The organism is Streptomyces aureocirculatus (assembly GCF_000720475.1).
GTDB classification, from domain to species: Bacteria; Actinomycetota; Actinomycetes; order Streptomycetales; family Streptomycetaceae; genus Streptomyces; species Streptomyces aureocirculatus.
Genome location: NZ_JOAP01000031.1, coordinates 68,810 through 87,268 on the forward strand (window position 1 = coordinate 68,810; position 18,459 = coordinate 87,268).

The 18,459-nt window shown below is 71.6% G+C and carries 17 protein-coding genes; 9 read left to right on the forward strand and 8 right to left on the reverse strand.

The features are described from left to right. The first annotated feature begins 39 nt into the window (after window positions 1-39). From IG78_RS0126825 to IG78_RS0126835, 3 genes are all read left to right on the forward strand, one after another. The gene (locus IG78_RS0126825; protein WP_030567618.1) at window positions 40-2,139 is read left to right on the forward strand and encodes a CocE/NonD family hydrolase; all 2,100 of its coding nucleotides are present in this window, start codon (window positions 40-42) and stop codon (window positions 2,137-2,139) included. Between the two features lie 99 nt (window positions 2,140-2,238). Then, window positions 2,239-3,009 carry an HAD family hydrolase gene (locus IG78_RS0126830; protein WP_030567619.1) on the forward strand — a complete coding sequence of 257 codons (771 nt, stop codon included), beginning with the start codon at window positions 2,239-2,241 and terminating at the stop codon, window positions 3,007-3,009. Beyond that, window positions 3,006-5,351, forward strand: coding sequence for a glycoside hydrolase family 65 protein (locus tag IG78_RS0126835; RefSeq protein ID WP_030567620.1), 2,346 nt, complete (start codon window positions 3,006-3,008; stop codon window positions 5,349-5,351). Before IG78_RS0126830 ends, IG78_RS0126835 begins: the two co-directional genes overlap by 4 nt. Window positions 5,352-5,379: 28 nt before the next feature. Here the strand turns inward: IG78_RS0126835 and IG78_RS0126840 are convergent, their stop codons facing one another. The 4 genes from IG78_RS0126840 to IG78_RS0126855 form a co-directional block, all read right to left on the reverse strand. Next, window positions 5,380-5,709 carry an STAS domain-containing protein gene (locus tag IG78_RS0126840; RefSeq protein ID WP_030567621.1) on the reverse strand — a complete coding sequence of 110 codons (330 nt, stop codon included), beginning with the start codon at window positions 5,707-5,709 and terminating at the stop codon, window positions 5,380-5,382. Continuing rightward, window positions 5,706-7,067 (reverse strand): PP2C family protein-serine/threonine phosphatase, encoded by a 1,362-nt coding sequence (locus IG78_RS0126845; RefSeq protein WP_030567622.1) that lies wholly within the window; start codon window positions 7,065-7,067, stop codon window positions 5,706-5,708. Before IG78_RS0126845 ends, IG78_RS0126840 begins: the two co-directional genes overlap by 4 nt. Further along, a complete protein-coding gene (locus IG78_RS0126850) occupies window positions 7,067-7,870 on the reverse strand; it encodes an alpha/beta fold hydrolase (RefSeq protein ID WP_030567624.1) in 804 nt (267 codons plus the stop codon). Before IG78_RS0126850 ends, IG78_RS0126845 begins: the two co-directional genes overlap by 1 nt. 109 nt (window positions 7,871-7,979) lie before the next feature. Next, window positions 7,980-9,146: a GDSL-type esterase/lipase family protein gene (locus tag IG78_RS0126855; protein WP_030567626.1), complete on the reverse strand. Its 1,167-nt coding sequence runs from the start codon at window positions 9,144-9,146 to the stop codon at window positions 7,980-7,982. 184 nt (window positions 9,147-9,330) lie between these two features. Here IG78_RS0126855 and IG78_RS0126860 point away from each other — a divergent pair, with 184 nt between their 5' ends. From IG78_RS0126860 to IG78_RS0126870, 3 genes are all read left to right on the forward strand, one after another. After that, window positions 9,331-9,825: a peptidylprolyl isomerase gene (locus IG78_RS0126860; RefSeq protein ID WP_030567628.1), complete on the forward strand. Its 495-nt coding sequence runs from the start codon at window positions 9,331-9,333 to the stop codon at window positions 9,823-9,825. A 218-nt stretch (window positions 9,826-10,043) separates the two neighbouring features. Further along, window positions 10,044-10,421: a VOC family protein gene (locus IG78_RS0126865; RefSeq protein ID WP_030567630.1), complete on the forward strand. Its 378-nt coding sequence runs from the start codon at window positions 10,044-10,046 to the stop codon at window positions 10,419-10,421. Window positions 10,422-10,747: 326 nt separating this feature from the next. Further along, the gene (locus IG78_RS0126870; protein ID WP_030567632.1) at window positions 10,748-11,548 is read left to right on the forward strand and encodes a VOC family protein; all 801 of its coding nucleotides are present in this window, start codon (window positions 10,748-10,750) and stop codon (window positions 11,546-11,548) included. Window positions 11,549-11,704: 156 nt separating this feature from the next. On the opposite strand, the gene IG78_RS0126875 is transcribed toward IG78_RS0126870, so the two are convergent. After that, the gene (locus tag IG78_RS0126875) at window positions 11,705-11,896 is read right to left on the reverse strand and encodes a CsbD family protein (protein WP_030567635.1); all 192 of its coding nucleotides are present in this window, start codon (window positions 11,894-11,896) and stop codon (window positions 11,705-11,707) included. A 142-nt stretch (window positions 11,897-12,038) separates the two neighbouring features. On the opposite strand from IG78_RS0126875, the gene IG78_RS0126880 reads away from it, so the two are divergent. Continuing rightward, window positions 12,039-13,592: an FAD-dependent oxidoreductase gene (locus IG78_RS0126880; protein ID WP_030567638.1), complete on the forward strand. Its 1,554-nt coding sequence runs from the start codon at window positions 12,039-12,041 to the stop codon at window positions 13,590-13,592. A 22-nt stretch (window positions 13,593-13,614) separates the two neighbouring features. On the opposite strand, the gene IG78_RS0126885 is transcribed toward IG78_RS0126880, so the two are convergent. From IG78_RS0126885 to IG78_RS0126895, 3 genes are all read right to left on the reverse strand, one after another. Beyond that, on the reverse strand, window positions 13,615-14,262 hold the full coding sequence (locus IG78_RS0126885) for an HhH-GDP family DNA glycosylase (RefSeq protein ID WP_030567640.1): 648 nt from the start codon (window positions 14,260-14,262) through the stop codon (window positions 13,615-13,617). Then, a complete protein-coding gene (glgX, locus tag IG78_RS0126890) occupies window positions 14,259-16,376 on the reverse strand; it encodes a glycogen debranching protein GlgX (RefSeq protein ID WP_030567641.1) in 2,118 nt (705 codons plus the stop codon). Before glgX ends, IG78_RS0126885 begins: the two co-directional genes overlap by 4 nt. Before the next feature lie 146 nt (window positions 16,377-16,522). Further along, window positions 16,523-17,008 (reverse strand): hypothetical protein, encoded by a 486-nt coding sequence (locus tag IG78_RS0126895; RefSeq protein ID WP_030567643.1) that lies wholly within the window; start codon window positions 17,006-17,008, stop codon window positions 16,523-16,525. A 304-nt stretch (window positions 17,009-17,312) separates the two neighbouring features. Between IG78_RS0126895 and IG78_RS0126900 the strand changes: the two genes are divergently transcribed. Together IG78_RS0126900 and IG78_RS0126905 are read left to right on the forward strand one after the other, a co-directional pair. Further along, the gene (locus IG78_RS0126900) at window positions 17,313-17,552 is read left to right on the forward strand and encodes a DUF5133 domain-containing protein (RefSeq protein WP_051852974.1); all 240 of its coding nucleotides are present in this window, start codon (window positions 17,313-17,315) and stop codon (window positions 17,550-17,552) included. Window positions 17,553-17,634: 82 nt separating this feature from the next. After that, the coding region (locus tag IG78_RS0126905; RefSeq protein WP_225881995.1) for a maltotransferase domain-containing protein at window positions 17,635-18,459 on the forward strand (825 nt) is incomplete at its 3' end.

Consider the following 18,459-nt stretch of genomic DNA (forward strand, 5'->3'; position numbering starts at 1 on the left):
AGCACCGCCAACAAGGCCAGTAAGGAGCGACAACGCCTGATGCGTTACGTGAGCAACCTCCCGTACGACACGAAGACCGAAGACCACGTCACCATCCCCACCTCCGACGGCACCCTGCTGTCGGCCCGCATCTGGCGGCCCACCTCCTCCGACAGCGATCCCGTACCGGCGATCCTGGAGTACATCCCGTACCGCAAACGCGATCTGACGGCGGAGCGCGACGCGATCCACCACCCCTACATGGCCGGTCACGGCTACGCCTGCGTCCGCGTCGACGTGCGGGGCACCGGGGACTCCGGGGGCGTGCTGCGCGACGAGTACCTGGAGCAGGAGCAGACGGACGCCGAGGACGTGCTCGCCTGGCTCGCCGCCCAGCCCTGGTGCGACGGCACCACCGGCATGATGGGGCTCTCCTGGGGCGCGTTCGCGGCCCTCCAGGTCTCCGCGCGCCGGCCGCCGAGCCTCGGCGCCATCGTCATCTCGTCCTTCACCGACGACCGGTACGCCGACGACATGCACTACATGGGCGGGGCCCTCCTCTCGGACAACCTCGCCGAGGCGGGCACCATGTTCGCCTACGGCACCTGCCCGCCGGACCCCGCGGTCGTGGGCCCCCGGTGGCGCGAGATGTGGCACGAACGCCTCGAAGGGACCCGGCCCTGGGTCCTCGAATGGCTGCGCCACCAGCGCCGCGACGACTACTGGCGGCACGCGTCGGTCTGCGAGGACTACCAGGCGGTGGGCTGCCCCGTACTGGCCTCCAGCGGCTGGGCGGACGGCTACTCCAACGCCGTGACCCGGCTCCTCGGCCGTCTCGACGTGCCCCGCAAGGGACTCATCGGGCCCTGGTCGCACAAGTTCCCGCACCTGGGCGAGCCGGGGCCCGCCATCGGCTACCTCCAGGAGGTCGTGCGCTGGTGGGACCACTGGCTGAAGGGCGTCGACAACGGCGTCATGGACGGGCCCATGCTGTGGGCGTGGATGCAGGACAGCGTGCCGCCCTCCACCTCGTACGAGGAGCGCCCCGGCCGGTGGGTCGCCGAACCCGACTGGCCCTCTTCGCGGATCACCCCGGTGGGCTACCGCATGACCGGCGGCGGTCTGAACGCGGAGGCCGCCGGGGCGGACATCGGGAGCGACGAGGGCGCCGGGCTCGGCGCGCATGACAGGGGTGACAGGGGTGACGGAGGTGACGGAGGTGACGGAGGCATGGCCGTCCAGTCGCCGCTGTCCGTGGGACAGTTCGCCGGCAAGTGGGCCTCCTACAACGCTCCGCCGGACCTGCCCTACGACCAGCGTGAGGAGGACGGCGGCTCGCTGGTCTTCGAGACCGAACCGCTCACCGAGCGCGTGGAGATCCTCGGCTCGCCGACGGTCGAACTCGATGTGTCCGTCAGCGAACCGGTCGCCATGGTCGCGGCCCGCCTGTCCGACGTGGCGCCACGCGGATCCGCGACGCGGGTCACGTACGGCGTGCTGAACCTCACCCGGCGGGACGGCGGCGAGGACGCGCCGGAGCCCCTCGAACCGGGCCGCCGCTACCGGGTCACCGTCCGGCTCAACGGCGTCGCGCAGTCCTTCCCCGCGGGCCACCGCATCCGTCTTTCCCTGTCCACGTCCTACTGGCCGCTGGCCTGGCCGCCGCCCAAGCCGGTGCTCCTGACCGTGCACGACACCTCCAGCGTCCTGACGCTGCCGGTGCGGCCGACGGCCGGGGGCGACGAGGTGCCGCAGGAACCGTTCGGCGAACCTGAGGGGACCGAGCCCCTGCCGAGCACCCAGGTCACCGCCCCCGAGCAGCGCTGGCGGGTCACCCGCGACCTCGTGGACTACGCGGCCGAACTGGAGATCGTGAAGGACCGCGGGGTCGTCCGCGTCGACGAGATCGATCTCGACGTCGGCCGCCGCGCCTACGAGCGCTACACCTCCGTGGCCGACGACTTCACCTCCGCGAGCGGCGAATCCGCCTGGACGATGAGCTTCCACCGCGACGACTGGGATGTGCGCGTGGCGACGCGCACCGTGCTCACCTGCGACGAGACCGACTTCCGTGTCGATGCCACGCTGGACGGCTACGAGGACGGCAAGCGGGTGTTCTCGCGGACCTGGAACGAGACGGTGCCGCGGGACCTCCTGTAGCGGCGGTCGGCCCCGTGACCGGTGCGTCGGACCGTGTCCGCCGGTCACGGGGCCGAGCTGTGAGTTGTTGATCAGCGCCTGACGGGGAAGGTGCCTTTTATGGCGAAACATGACCCTCACACCACCGAGTTCACCGAACTCGGCCTTCCCGACACCGTCAAGGCCTGTCTCTTCGATCTGGACGGGGTGATCACCAAGACGGCCGTCGTCCACGCCGCCGCCTGGAAGGAGGCCTTCGACGCGTTCCTGCGCGAGCGCGAGGGAGACGGCTTCCGCCCGTTCGACCGGGCCTGCGAGTACGACGAGTACGTGGACGGCAAGCCGCGCGCGGACGGGGTGCGCTCCTTCCTGGCGTCGCGCGGCATCGAGCTGCCCGAGGGAAGCCCGGACGACCCGCCGGACCGGCCGACGGTCCAGGGCCTCGGCAACCGCAAGAACGAACTGCTCCTGGAGAAGATCCGCTCCGGCGGCGTGCAGGCCTACGACGGCACCCTGCGCTACGTCCGGGCGGCCCGGGCCGCGGGTCTGGGCACAGCGGTGGTCTCCTCCAGCGCCAACTGCCGCGACGTCCTGCGCGCGATCGACGCGGAACCCCTCTTCGACGTACGGATCGACGGGGTCGTCGCCGCCGAGCGGAAGCTGCCGGGCAAGCCACGTCCCGACACGTTCCTCGCCGCGGCGGCCGACCTGGGCGTCGAGGCGGCGCGGGCCGCGGTCTTCGAGGACGCGCTCGCCGGCATGGACGCGGGGCGCTCGGGCCACTTCGGCTATGTCGTCGGCGTGGACCGCGTCGGCCAGGCGGACGCCCTGCGCGCCCACGGCGCGGATCGCGTCGTACAGGATCTCGCGGACCTCGGGGGGCGGGCATGATCACGCACGCGTCCTACGGTGTCGAGCCCTGGTGCCTGCGCGAGAACGTCCTGAACCTCGACGTGCTGCCGCAGAGCGAGTCCGTGTTCGCCCTCTCCAACGGCCACGTCGGCTGGCGCGGCAACCTGGACGAGGGCGAACCGCACGGCCTGCCCGGCTCCTATCTCAACGGCGTCCACGAGATCCACCCCCTCCCCTACGCGGAGGCCGGTTACGGCTATCCGGAGTCCGGCCAGACCGTCATCAACGTGACCAACGGCAAGGTCATCCGGCTCCTCGTGGACGACGAGCCCTTCGACCTGCGCTACGGCCGCCTCGTCTCCCACGAACGGGTCCTCGACCTGCGCGAGGGCGTGCTGCGCCGGACCTGCGAGTGGACGTCACCGGCCGGGCGCACCGTGCGGGTGCGCTCCACCCGGCTCGTGTCCTTCACCCACCGGTCGGTGGCCGCCGTCGCCTACGAGGTCGAGGCCGTCGACAGCCAGGTCCGCGTCGTGGTCCAGTCGGAGCTCGTGGCCAACGAGCAGTTGCCCGGGTCGCCGGAGGACCCCCGTGCCGCCGCCGTCCTCGACTCCCCCCTGGCCCCGGAGGAGCACCACGCCGGCAACGGGCGGCTGCGGCTCGTGCACCGCACCCGGCGCAGCGGTCTGCGGGTCGCCGCGGCGGCCGACCACACCGTCGACGGGCCCGACAGGACCCGGGCGAGCGGCGAGTCCGGGGACGACGTCGCCCGCCTCACCGTCACCTCCGTCCTGGAACCCGGACAGCGGCTCCGCCTGGAGAAGTTCGTGGCCTACGGCTGGTCGAGCACGCGCTCCCTGCCCGCCGTGAGCGACCAGGTGGACGCGGCCCTCGCGGCGGCCGCCGACACCAACTGGGAGGGGCTCCTGCGTGACCAGCGGAACTATCTGGACGCGTTCTGGGGGCACGCCGACGTCGAGGTGGACGGTGACGAGGAGATCCAGCAGGCCGTCCGCTTCGCGCTGTTCCACGTCCTGCAGGCGGGCGCGCGGGCGGAGCGGCGGGCGATCCCGGCGAAGGGCCTCACCGGCTCCGGCTACGACGGCCACGCCTTCTGGGACACCGAGACCTTCGTCCTGCCGCTGCTCACGTACACCGCACCGGACGCCGTCGCCGAGGCGCTGCGCTGGCGCCATTCGACGCTGCCCGCGGCACGCGAGCGGGCCACGCAGCTCGGCCTGCGGGGAGCGGCGTTCCCCTGGCGCACGATCGACGGCTCGGAGGGGTCCGCGTACTGGCCTGCCGGCACCGCCGCCTTCCACGTCAACGCCGACATCGCGGACGCCGTGGTGCGCTACGTCAGTGCCACCGGCGACGAGCAGTTCGCCCGGGACGCGGGCGTCGAGATCCTGGTGGAGACGGCCCGGCTATGGCGGTCGCTCGGCCATCACGACGCGCACGGCACGTTCCACATCGACGGCGTCACCGGACCCGACGAGTACAGCGCCGTCGCCGATGACAACACGTACACCAACCTGATGGCCCGCACCAATCTGCTCGCGGCGGCCGACTTCGTCGAGCGCCACCCGGAGCAGGCCGCCGCGCTCGGCGTCGACGACGAGGAGAGCGCGGCCTGGCGGGACGCCGCGGAGGCCGTGCACATCCCGTACAACAGCGACCTCCAGGTGCACGAGCAGCACGCCGGGTTCACGCGGCACCAGCACTGGAACTTCGCGGCGACGCGGCCCGACCAGTACCCGCTGATGCTGCACTTCCCCTACTTCGACCTCTACCGCAAGCAGGTCGTCAAACAGGCGGACCTGGTGCTCGCCATGTACACCTGCCCCGAGTTCTTCGACGAGGAGCACCTGGCGCGCAACTTCGCCTACTACGAGCCGCTCACCGTCCGCGACTCTTCCCTCTCCGCCTGCAGCCAGGCCGTGGTCGCGGCGCGCACCGGCCATCTGGGCCTCGCCTACGACTACTTGGTCGAGGCGGCCCTGATGGATCTGAACGACCTGGAGAACAACACCCGCGACGGACTGCACATCGCCTCGCTCGCCGGGACGTGGACGGCTCTGATCGCGGGCTTCGGCGGCATGCGGCGGCGCGGGGACACCCTGGAGTTCACGCCACGGCTGCCGGAGCGGCTGAGGCGCGTCTCCTTCAAGCTGCAGGTGCTCGGGCGGTGTCTGCGGGTGGAGGTCCACGCGACGGCGGTCACCTACACCTTGCTGGCCGGTCAGGAGCTGACGATCCACCACTACGGCGAGCCGCTCACCCTTGAGGCCGAGGAGTCGCGCAGCCGGGAGATCCCGGAGCTCAAGCCGCACCCCGCCTTGGATCAGCCACCGCACCGGCGTCCGAACGCGCACCGCTGAACGTCACGCGGTGTCGGCGCCGGGAGCGTCACGCGGTGTCGGCATCGGGGCGGATGGTGAAGATCCGGTCGAGGCCGACGATGGTCAGGACGCGCATCGTCTTGGCGGGGACGGCCGCCAGTGCGATGTCGGCGCCCGCGGCGTGCGCGTGCTGGCGGGCCGCGAGGAGGGCCGTGATGCCGCTGGAGTCGCAGAATTCGAGGCCGGTCAGGTCGATGACGAGCCATTGGCCCGGCGTGAGTACGAGTTGGTCGACGTGGCGTCGGAAGGTGGCGGCCTGGTCGTAGTCGAGCTCGCCGACCACGTGCAGCACGGGTCCGGACGCGGTGTCGCTGCGGGTGATGTTCAACGGGTTCATGAGGGTGAGTTCGTTGCCGGGCGGGTGTGCGGACGGGCGGCGGGGACGCCGAGGGCGAGCAGCGCGGTGTCGTCGTCCAGGCCGTCGCCGAAGCCCCGCAGCAGCTTGGTCAGCGCGGAGACCGTTTCCTGCGGCGAGGCCGGGGCCTGGCCCGCGCCGAAGGCGAGCAGGGCGTCCTCGCCGAACAACTGGTCACACCCCGGTCCCGTGCGGGCCTCGGTGAGGCCGTCGGTGTAGAGCAGCAGTGTCTCACCGGGGGCGAGGGTGGTCTCGACGGTGCCTATGGGGGCGGTGGGAAGGATTCCTATGAGCAGTCCGCCCGGCGTCGGCAGGTAGTCGGCGCGGCCGTCGGCGCGCAGCACGAGGGCAGGGGGGTGTCCGCCGGAGGCCAGGCGCACGGTGGTGCGGCCATCGGCTCCGGGTTCGACGACGCCGAATATGGCGGTGCAGTAGCGGGGGTCGCCGCCTGCCGCGTACCGCTCGTGCAGGACGGCGTTCAGGGTGGTGAGCGCCGCGGTGGGTTCGGGGTCGTGCAGGGCCGCGGCCCGCAGGGTGTAGCGGGTCAGCGAGGTCAGGGAGGCGGCCTGGGGTCCCTTGCCGCACACGTCGCCGAGGAAGAACGCCCAGCGGGTGCCGTCGAGGGGGAACAGGTCGTAGAAGTCGCCGCCGAGCCGGTCGGCGGATGCGGTGTGGTAGTAGACGGCCGTCTCCAGACCCGGCACCTCCGGCAGCGAGGCGGGCACGAGGGACTGCTGGAGCACGGCGAGGGCGTCGGCGAGGCGGGCCCGGTCGGCCTCCGCCTGTCGCTGGGCGTCCTCCGCCTGCCGCCGGGCCTCCTCGGCTTCGGCGCGTGCCCGCTCGGCCTCCGCGCGTGCCTGCTCGGCGTCGCGGCGGCGGCGCAGCAGTTCCTCTTCGTAGGAGCGGCGGTCGGAGGCGTCGAAGACGGTGGTGCGGATCAGCAGCGGCTCGCCCTCGGTGCCGTACTTGACCACCGAGGAGACGAGGACCGGCAGCTTGCCGCCCGCCGCGGTCCGCATCTCCAGGGCGACGCCCCGCAGTTCGCCCTGCATCCGCAGCAGCGGCGCGAAGTGTGTCTCATGGTAGAGCTTCCCGCCGATGGTGAGCAGGTCGGCGAAGTGTCTGCGCCCCACCACGCCCGCACGGTCGAGGCCGAGCCAGTCGAGCAGGGTGGCGTTGATCCTGGCGATCGTGCCGTCCATCAACGTGGAGAGGTAACCGCAGGGGGCCGACTCGTACAGCTCCTCGGCGCTGTCCTCCAGGAGCGCGGTGAACGTGGCGTCCACGCCCGCGTCGTCCCCGGTGCCCGAGGGGTCCGCTCCTTGGCCCCTTCGGCCCATCACCGAAGTGTGCGCAGGAAGTCGAGGATCGCTTCCGCGGTGGCTTCGGGGGCGCTCAGTTGCGGGCAGTGCCCGGTGGCGTTCAGCGTGACCAGGCGGGACGCGGGCACGGCGGCCTGCACATAGGCGCCGACCGCACGGGGCGCGATCATGTCCTCGGTGCAGTCGAGCACCAGCGTGGGCACGGACACGCTGCTCAGGTCCTCGCGGTTGTCGGACAGGAACGTCGTGCGGGCGAAGACGCGGGCGATGTCGGGGTCGGTCGCACAGAAGCTGTTGGTCAGCTCCTGCCCCAGCTCGGGCCGCTCCGGGTTGCCCATGATCACCGGCGCCATGGCCGAGGACCAGCCGAGGTAGTTCGCCTCCAGGGACTCCAGGAGTTCCTCGATGTCCTCGGCGCTGAAGCCGCCCTGGTAGCCGTAGTCGTCGATGTAGCGGGGCGAGGGGGCCACCATCACCAGGGCCCCGATCCGCTCCGGCGCCGTCCGGGCGGCCAGCACACCGACCATGGCGCTGACCGAGTGCCCCACGAACACCGCGCGTTCGAGGTCGAGTTCCTCGCACACCTCGACGACGTCGCGGGCGTAGCCGTCGAGCGAGGCGTACCGCTCCGGGTCCCAGGCGGACAGGTCGGAGCCGCCGGACCCTACGTAGTCGAACAGGACCACGCGGTACCGCTCCGCGAGCGCGGGCACGATCAGGCGCCACATGTTCTGGTCGCAGCCGAAGCCGTGCGCGAGCACCACCGCCGGCCCGTCGGCGGGTCCGGAGACCGTGACGTTGTTCCTGCGGCTGATGCTCATGACAACCATCCTCGCACGACGTCGACGGTGCCGGGGACGCTCCCTCCATCGCTGGCGCCCGTCGCCACCTGCGCGGACGCGGCACGGCATGCGGGGCCGCCGGACCCGCTCAGGCGGGTGGGGGTGCGGCGGCGCCACGTCCGAAGGGTCCCTCGTCGGCGAAGGCATGGGCGGCGAAGCGCTTGCCCATCCGCCGGTACGCGTCGGCGTCCGGATGCAGGCCGTCCGTCAGGCCGCCCACGTCGTCCGGGCCGAGCAGCTCGCGTCCGTCCAGGTGGTGCAGACGCGGGTCACGCGCCCTGCGGGCGGCCACGATCCGCGTCAGCTCGTCCCGCACCACCGCCAGCGTCAGCGCACCGGCGTCCACGTCGTGCGGGTCCCCCAGGGCCACGAGCCCACCGTCCGGGCCCGACGTGGTCGGTCCTGGGGTCTCTTCGAGCGCCGGGCAGCTCACCGGTGACATCACGAGGAGCGGGGTGTGGGGGTGCCCGTCCCGGATCGTGTCCAGAAATCCGTGCACCGCGGGCGCGAACGTCCGCAGTTGGAAGGCGGCGAGGGCCACGATGTTGATGCCCACCTTGACGCTGATCAGGTCGGCGGGCAGATCGCGGATCGTCCTGGCCACATACGGGTCGAGGACGGCGTTGCCCGCCAGGCTGAGGTTGATCACCTCCACTCCCCCGAGCGCGGCGGCCACGGCAGGCCAGGTGCCGGTCGGCCCTTCGGCCTCCAGGCAGTGGCTGATGGAGCTGCCGTGGTGCACCCAGCGGCGGCGGCCGTCCGGCAGGGGCGCCCGCACCTCGCCGTCGACGCGCAACGCCAGCAGTTCCGTGGGGGTCTGCTGCGGGAGCCACAGCTCGACGTGCTTCATGCCGGGCCGCAGTCCCGTGAACCGCACGACGCCCGGCTCGCCGGGGATCAGGCGCTGCTCCGTCCCGGGCCCGGCCATCCGCAGCACATTTCCCACGGGCGCCTGTCGGCGGCCGGCCAGGACGCCGTCCACGAGCAGTTCGAGCATCCCGGCGGGGCGCGGCTCGTCGTCGCTCTCAAGCTGTCCGGTGCAGGTGAGGACCTCGAGCTCCAGCTCGCACGCGTCGGTGCGGAACACCAGACGTACACCCCCGGGCATCATGGTCACGCCATCCACCGAGGGGTCCTGGTACTGCTCCCTGGTCCACGCGGGCAGTCGGCGTGGCAGCACTCCGGCCGGTGTCCGCTCCAGATCCAGCGCGCCGCGCAGTTCCACAGGGCCGTCCACCAGCGGAATGGTCCGCATCGTCACCGTCACCGCTCCCTTCCCGGGCGTGCGGGCCCGACTCGACTCGAACATGTCACAGGGCCGAGGTACCCGTCGAACCTGAAAGAAAAAAGAGGGGAGGGGTGGGCTGATCTTCGGCGCGGAGGGGGTCACGGGCGATGCTGTTTCGACGCACGCGGACGCGTCATGGAGAATCAGTGCCATGAGTGAGAACGTCTACTTCAATGTGTCGGCCAACGGCGAGAACCTCGGCCGCATCGTCTTCCGCCTTTTCGACGACGTCGTCCCCAAGACGGCCCGCAACTTCCGTGAGCTGGCCACCGGCCAGAACGGTTACGGCTACAAGGGTTCCCCCTTCCACCGCGTCATCCCCGAGTTCATGCTCCAGGGCGGTGACTTCACCAACGGCAACGGCACCGGTGGCAAGAGCATCTACGGTGAGAAGTTCGCCGACGAGAACTTCCAGCTCAAGCACGACAGGCCGTTCCTCCTGAGCATGGCCAACGCGGGCCCCGGCTCCAACGGCTCGCAGTTCTTCGTCACGACCGTCGTCACCCCGTGGCTGGACAACAAGCACGTCGTCTTCGGCGAGGTCGTCGAGGGCGAGGACGTCGTCAAGGCCATCGAGGCCCTCGGCAGCCGCTCCGGCACCACCGCCAAGAAGATCGTCATCGACGACAGCGGCATCGTCGCCTAACTGGCCTCGCGCCCACGGTGATCCGACTACGGCGTCCGCCCTCCCCCTTCGTACGCGTACGTACTGCTACGTACCGGTACGCGCTCGCAAGCCGAGCCGGGGGGAAGGGCGGGCGCCGACCGCGTCCCGCCGGACACCGATCACGCCCCCGGCTGCCCCGCCGGGAGCCGATCACGCCCCGACTGCTGCCGACCGCGTCCCCTACGTACGATCAGCCCATGATCGCTGACCTGCAGTGTGTCGTCCTCGACTGCCCGGACCCCGCGGCACTCGCCACGTTCTACGAGGCGTTGCTCGGCGGCACCGTCGACCGGCCCGACCCGCGATGGTCCGTCGACGAGGACTGGGTGACGCTGCACACCCCGTCCGGTTCCGTCCTCGCCTTCCAGCGGTCCCCGGACCACCGGCCGCCCCGCTGGCCCGACCCGGCGCACCCCCAGCAGTTCCACCTCGACCTCGGCGTCACCGACCTCGACCACGCCCAGACCCAGGTGCTTGCCCTCGGTGCGAGGCTCCTCGACGCCGACAGCGGCGGAGGGAGCTGGCGGGTCTACGCGGATCCGGCCGGGCACCCGTTCTGCCTGGTGCGCCACTAGGGCCCGTCTGCGGCGCGCCCTCGCCCATGCGGGCGCACACCGTGGAGCTGGGCTGCCCGGGTGACACTTTCGGGCGCCCACCCCGCCGGGTGACAGGGGCTGACATGCGGTGATCGACGCGCCAGAGGGCTCTGCGGAGCGCGGGGCGCGACGGGAGGGGATGATGGTGTCGAGGGGCCACGAGCCCACGGTGCCGGCCGGCCCCGGAAGCCCTGGCCCGCACCGTCGGCGTGGTGACCGCGTGGTGACTCCAGGAGCGGCGGCGTCGCGCGGGTTCGCGACCTCCGCCTGGCCGCCAGACAACGACCGCAGAACGGGTACGGCGCATGAACAGCCACGGAACAACCGCAAGCGAGGTCGTCGCCAGCCACTCGGTGTTCGGCGCACCCTGCTGGGTCACTCTGACCACACGTGATCTGGCGGCCGCCGAGGCGTTCTACCATGCCGTGCTCGGCTGGGAGTGGCGCACGGGCAGGCTCGGCGAGCAGTACCGGTTCGCGAGCGTCAACGGAGTGCCGGTGGCCGGGGTCGCGGCGGTGGAGAGCATCGGACGCATGGCCGTGGCCTGGACCCCGTACTTCGCCGTGTGCAGCGCGGACGAGACCGTGGCCCGCAGCCAGGAGCGCGGCGGGACGACCGCCGTGGGACCGCTCTCGTTCCCCCCGGGGCGGGCCGCCCTCCTCGCCGACCGGGACGGCGCCGTCTTCGGCATCTGGGAGGGCGAGCTGGTGTCGGGCTGGGAGGACTGGCGCCGCGCGGCGCCGGTCTTCGTCAAGCTGCACACCCGGGACGCCTTCGACGCGGCCATCTTCTACGCGGAGGTCCTCGGCTGGGAGTCCACCGAGACCGGCTGCTGCGAAGTGCGCTACGAGGACAACGAGGTCGTGCTGCGCAGCCGGGGAGACGTCGTGGCCCGTATCCACTCGGGCGCGGTGGAGGCCGCGCCCGACCCCACGGTCCGGCCGCGGTGGGAGATCCACTTCGCGGTCGCCGACGTGGCCGCCTGCGTCCGGGCCGCGCAGGCCAACGGCGGCAGCGCCGTGTACGAGGGGACCGGCATGGAAGAGGCGATCCTGCGCGATCCGGACGGGGCCCGCTTCATTGTGAGTTCCCGGCCGCGGCGATGAGGTCCGGGGGCGACTCCCGGCCGCGGCGATGAGGTCCGGGGGCGACTCCCGGCCACGCGGTGAGGTCCGGGTTCCGGCCGCCGCGGTGAGGCCCGGGGGCGGCTGGTTCCCCCTGCGGGGCGGGGCGGCAGCGGAAGCCGCCCCGCTTCCGCTGCCTCAGCTCTGGTCCCGTCGCAGGGAGGGATCGGCCTTGCGGGCGCGTTCCTGCGCTTCGTGCATCGTCTTCTTGGCGTCACCGCGGGCCTGGTCCACCTTGCCCTGGACCTGCCGTTCGCGATTCCCGGTGACCTTTCCCGCGATTTCCTTGGCCTTGCCCTTTGCCTTGTCCATGCCGCCCTTGCCCGCCATGGCTCCTCCTTGTCGGTGGGAATGTTTCCGGCTTCAACGTAAGTCGGCCCTGAACGACCCGCATGCCGGGATGTGTGGGTTCGAAGGTTTCTCGGGTACCCGGCACGTATCCGGCGCCGGCCGGCGGATTGCAGAGGAAGACATGACCGAACAGCCTCGCTCGAGCATCGACGAGTCGTACTGGATGGCCACCACTCCGGCCACGCACTACCCGGCCCTCAGCACCGACCTCACCGCGGACGTCGCGGTCGTCGGCGGCGGCATCGCCGGCCTGTGCACAGCCTGGGACCTGGTGCGCGCCGGTGTCGACGTCGTGGTCCTCGAGGCGGACCGGATCGCGGCCGGTGTGAGCGGCTACACCACGGCGAAGATGAGCGCCGCCCACGGCCTCATGTACGCGCGGCTCGAGGCGAAGCAGGGCAGCGAGGACGCCCGGCTCTACGCGCTCTCGCAGCAGGACGCGGTGGAGCGGACGGTATCCCTGTGCGCCGAGCTCGGCATCGACGCGGAGCTGGAACGCGCCGCGGCCTTCACCTACGTACAGGATCCCGACCGGGTCGACGAGGTGCGCGAGGAAGCGGCGGCGGCGCGGCGTGCCGGGCTCGACGCCTCCTTCGTGACCAGCACCGAGCTGCCCTTCGACATCGCAGGCGCGGTACGTGTCGCCGATCAGCTCCAGTTCCATCCGCGGAAGTTCCTGCTGGCCCTGGCCGAGCACATCACCAGGGCCGGGGGACGCATCTTCGAGCGGAGCAGGGTCACCGGTCTGCGCGACGGCAAGCGCTGCCGGTTGACCACCGAGTCCGGCGACACGGTCGAAGCGGGCGACGTGGTCGTCGCAACCCACTACCCGATCTTCGACCGGACTTTGCTCTTCACGCAGCTCAAACCCCACCGCGAGCTGGTGGTCGCCGCACCGGTGCCGTCGGACGCCGCCCCCGCCGGCATGTACATCACGCCGGAGGGCGGGAAGCGTTCACTGCGCAGCGCGCCCTACGACGACGAGCATCGGCTGCTCGTCGTCACCGGCGAGTCGTTCGAGCCGGGCACGGGAGACGTACGGCAGCGGCTCCACCGGCTCGAGGACTGGGCGCGGACGCACCTGCCGCACTTCGCCGACGCGCACGACGTCTACCGGTGGGGCGCCCAGGACAACGACTCCGTCGACAGCGTGCCGTACGTGGGTCACGCACACCCGAGCACACAGCACCTCTACGTGGCCACCGGCTTCGGCGGCTGGGGCATGAGCAACGGTGTCATGGCGGGCAGCCTGCTCACCGCCCATATCGTCGGCGGCCCCCGGCCTGCCTGGACCGAGCTGTACGACCCGCGCCGCCTGCCGCCGGTCCGTGATGTGGGCACCCTCGCCGCCCAGCAGGTCACCGTGGCCAAACACTTCATCGGTGACCGGCTGCGCACCAGTCACGTCGACTCCGTGGCCGACATCCCGCCCGGCAGTGGCGCCGTCGTACGTCTGGACGGCCACCGGTGCGCGGTGTACCGCGATGAGTCCGGGCAGGTCAGCGCGGTCTCCGCACGCTGCACCCACCTCGGCTGCCTGGTGCACTTCAACAACGCCGAGCGGGCCTGGGAGTGCCCCTGTCACGGCTCCCGCTTCGCAACGGACGGAACGGTCCTGCACGGCCCCGCGACCCGCCCCCTCGAACCCCGCGAGCCCCCGGAGGCCACGCCCTGACCGCCGCTCGCCCCAGACACCGCTAACCGCCCGCCCGCTCCAGGCACCGCTCCGCCAGCTTCCGGTCCAGGGCGGCTCGGACCAGCGCCGCGGCCACCACGCCAGGCCGCCGGTCGCTGAGCCGCATCAGGGCGGACGCGTCCTGCGGCAGCCCGAGGCGTTCCGCGCCCTGCAAGGCCTTGCTGTCGACGTAGGGCGCGTACTCGGGCCAGACGTCCTGTACTTCGCGCAGGAAGATGTTCGCGCCGGTGGGGCCGAGGCCCGGCACCTGTTGCAGCAGCCTCTTCACGGCGGCCACGTCGCCGTCGGATTCCTCGCGGATACGGCGCAGATCGCCGTGCCAGGCGTCGAGCACGAGGCGGGCCGCGTCGCCGAGGCGGGTCGCGGTCTGTTCGTCGTAGCGCCGGTAGCCGCCGCGCCCCAGGGCGTCGACCCGCTGCTGCCAGGTGGCGTCGGCCATGTCCCGGGGGCCGCGCAGGCCCGCCTCGTACAGCGCGCGCGAGGTCGACACCGCGACGGAGGCCCGGATACGGGCGCTCAGCAGACTGGCGAGGACGAGCGTGCGGTAGAGCGGCTGCGGGGTGTCCGCCGCCCGGATACCGGCTTCCGCGGCGTAGGTCTGCCCGGCGGTGGTGAGCAGCTCGCGCAGCACGGCTTCGTGGGCGGTCATGACGTCACCTCCGAGGGGCGGGACAGCAGGAGCAGACTGCGCGGCCCGACGGGGACCTCGCCGTCGGCCTTGTGTTCCGTCTCGTCCGAGAGGCCCCGCGGGTCCGAGGTGTCGAGCCGGGTCTGCCAGCACTCACCGTACGTGGCGTCCGGCAGTTGGAAGACGACCTGGTCGCCGCAACTGTTCAACAGCAGCAGGAAGGAGTCGTCCACCACGGCGTTGCCCTGGAAGTCGGGTTCCGCGATGGCGTCACCGTTGAGGAAGACACCGATGGCGTGGGCATCGGGGCGCTGCCAGTCCTCGTCCGTCATCTCGTGGGCGTCGGGCCGCAGCCACACCAGGTCGGGCAGCGGCCTGCTGTCGCGGGCCGGGGCCTCGCCGCGGAAGAAGCGGCGTCTGCGCAGCACCGGGTGCGCGGCGCGCAGGGCGATGGCGCGCCGGGTGAACGCGATCAGCTCGCGCCGCTCGGCGTCGAGGTCCCAGTCGACCCAGGAGATTTCGTTGTCCTGGCAGTAGGCGTTGTTGTTGCCGTGCTGGGTGCGGCCCAGCTCGTCGCCGTGTGCGAGCATCGGGATGCCCTGCGAGAGCATGAGGGTGCCGAGGAAGTTCCGCTGCTGTCGCGCGCGCAGCTCCAGGATCCACCGGTCCCTCGTGGGGCCCTCCACACCGCAGTTCCAGGAGCGGTTGTCGCTCTCGCCGTCCTGGTTGTCCTCTCCGTTGGCCTCGTTGTGCTTCTGGTCGTACGACACCAGGTCGCGCAGCGTGAAGCCGTCGTGGGCGGTGACGAAGTTGACGCTGGCGCGCGGTCGGCGGCGGTCGTGCTGGTAGAGGTCGGACGAGCCGGTGAGACGGGAGGCGAACTCGGCGAGCGTGCCGTCCTCGCTGCGCCAGAAGTCCCGTACGGCGTCCCGGTACTTGCCGTTCCACTCCGACCACAGGGGCGGGAAGTTGCCGACCTGATAGCCGCCGTCACCGACGTCCCACGGCTCGGCGATGAGTTTGACGCGGCCCACCACCGGGTCCTGCTGGACCAGGTCGAAGAAGGCCGAGAGCCGGTCCACGTCGTGGAACTGCCGCGCGAGCGTGGCGGCGAGGTCGAAGCGGAATCCGTCGACGTGCATCTCGGTGACCCAGTACCGCAGTGAGTCCATGACCAGTTGCAGGACGTTGGGGTGCCGCATGAGCAGGCTGTTGCCCGTGCCGGTGGTGTCGAAGTAGTGAGCCGGATCGTCTTCCGCGAGGCGGTAGTAGGAGGCGTTGTCGAGGCCGCGGAACGCGAGGGTGGGGCCGTTCTCGTTGCCCTCGGCGGTGTGGTTGTAGACCACGTCGAGAATCACTTCGAGCCCTGCCGCGTGCAGCCGCTTGACCATCAACTTGAACTCGGTGACCTGCTCGCCGCGGGTGCCGTGCGCGGCGTAGCCGTTGTGCGGGGCGAAGAAGCCGATGGACGCGTAGCCCCAGTAGTTGGACAGGCCCCGGTCGCGCAAGAAGCCGTCCTGCACGTACTGGTGCACCGGCATCAGTTCGACGGCCGTCACCCCGAGGGACGTGAGGTGGCCGATGACCGCGTCGGTCGCGAGGCCCGCATAGGTGCCGCGCAGCTCCGGCGGGACCTCCGGGTGCCTGCGGGTGAGGCCGCGGACATGGGTCTCGTACACGACGGTCTCGGCGTAGGGCCGCCGCAGCGGCTGGTCGTCCTCCCAGGAGAAGGACGGGTCGGTGACCACCGATAGCGGGGTGTGTCCGGCGCTGTCGGTGCGGTCGGGCCCCCGCGCCGCCCGCTCGTACAGCGCGGCGTCGTTGTCGATCTGCCCCTCGACGGCGGTGGCGTACGGGTCGAGGAGCAGCTTCGCGGGGTTGCACCGGTGGCCCGCTGCGGGGTCCCAGGGCCCGTGCACGCGGTAGGCGTAGCGCTGTCCCGGCCCGACACCGGGCAGATAGCAGTGCCACACGAAGCCGTCGACCTCGGTGAGGGTGACGTCGTCGTGGGTGCCGCCGTCGTGGCAAAGGACGAGGACGACGCGCTCGGCGGCCTCGCTGAACAGGGCGAAGTTCGTGCCTTCACCGTCGAACGTGGCGCCGAGGGGGGACGGGGATCCGGTCCAGGTGCGCAAGCGTCTGCCTTCCTCACGGGGGAGTCATGGAAGGGGGCGGGGGCCCTGCGGTCGGCAGCCGGTCGGCCCCGGGCGCGGCGGTCAGGGCAGGGCGGTCAGGGCGGGGCGGCCGTGGATCTCGGCGCGACGGCCGCCCCGGCCGGGCGTCACCCCTCCGCCGAACCCGCGAGAGCGGCCACGCTCTCCTCGCGCGGCAGTTGGAGCGCCGTGGGCTCGCCGGGCTTCGGGGGGAGGGAGGCGAGCGGGATGTGCTCGGGGGTCCTGGCCCGGCACGAGAACCAGATGATCTTGCCGTCGGTCGCCGGGCAACTCCCCCAGCCGTCGCTCAGCGCGGCGATCTGCGCCAGACAGCCCTGCGGCCCGTAGTGGGGTTGTGGCAGGTCGCGGTCGTTGTCGGACACACCCGTGATGAGGTGCTGTCCGTTCCACCACATCTCGATGGTCGTCTTCTTGTCCGTGCCGTGCTCCTCGATGGCCCGGAGCAGCACCCGGGTGCAGTGGCTGACGGGCTCGACGAGGATCTCCAGACCCCAGTGCCGGAGGTGGGCGGCCAGAATGCGGCCGACCTGGTCGATCTTCTCCGGGCTGATCACCACATCCACGTGGTAGTAGCGGGGGGTTGCCGACTTCATTGCGCTTGGCTCCTCTCGGCGAAGCTCCCGCTCCTCCTCGGCCGTGCGGACCGAGCCCCGAACACGAAGCGTGAGCATTGATCGCTCCTGAGTCAGTACCAGCGTGGGAGCACTACTCCATTCGCGCAACAGGAGCACACCGGAGTGGTAGTTGAATGCCCAACAAGACGCTGCGTGGTCGACCGTGCACCATGAGTCGGGAAGCCCGGCGGCGCGAGCCGACGGCCCCTCAAGGTGCGGAACCGGTTTCGCCAGGCCAGTCGCCCCGGCCGCGCCCCAGGCACACAAGAAGGTGACGAGTGTGGTGCTGCTGCCTGCAAAAGCCGAGGTCGCGCGGCATCTCAAGCTCTATCGGTCGTGGGAGAGGCTGTTGATCGCCCACCCCTGCGACCGCGCCGTACGGACGCAGTTCGAGAACACCGCGTACACCCTGTGCGTGTTGATGGGCGAGTGCACGGCCCGCGTCGCCGCCGACGCGGCCGAGGAGTACCTGCGCCCGCGCGCATCGCGCCGGCCACGGCCCGCCCCCGAGGTCCGGGGGTGATCGCCCCCGAGTTCTGAGGGTGAGGGCGAAGCGCGGCTCAAGCCGGAGCCGGACGCATCCGAGCGCTGTGGAGGAGGAACCGATGGCTTCACTACCGGAGACGGGTTCCGGCATGCCACCGCCGGGGACAGGCGCCACCACGCCCCTGCCGGGAACGCGCCCGGACACCGCGCTGCCCGTTCCTCTCCTGGACGTCCACCCCGTCGTCGACGGCGGCCGTCGCCCCGCGAAGGCGGTGCCCGGCGAGACCTTCGAGGTCACGGCGACCCTCTTCGCGGAGGGGCACCAAGTGGTCGGCGCCAATGTCGTGCTGCTGGGCCCCGGCGAGCGGTGCGGGCCGTGGACACCCATGCGTGAGCTGTCCCCGGGCAGCGACCGCTGGGGCGCCGATGTCACGCCGGACGCGGAGGGCCTCTGGACGTACGCCGTGGAGGCCTGGGCGGACCCGGTGTCGGCGTGGCGTCGCGCGGCGGGGGTGAAGGTCCCGGCCGGCGTCGACGTCGGCCTGATGCTCGAAGAGGGCGCGCTGCTGTACGAGCGGGCCGCCCACGGAGTGCCCGAGGAGGCGGAGCGCCGCGTCCTGCTGGCCGCCGCGGACGCGTTGCAGGACGATCTGCGGTCTCCGGCCGCACGCCTGAGAGCCGCGCTGACGCCACAGGTGACCGCGGTGCTCGACCGCTTCCCGCTGCGTGAGCGGGTCACCCGTTCGGCCGCCTTCCCGCTGCGGGTGGACCGCAGGCGCGCGTTGTTCGGTTCCTGGTACGAGTTCTTCCCGCGTTCGGAGGGCGCCGTGGTGCGGGAGGGGGCAGCGCCGGTCTCGGGAACGTTCCGCAGCGCCGCGCGGCGGCTTCCCGCGATCGCGGAGATGGGCTTCGACGTCGTCTATCTGCCGCCCGTGCACCCCATC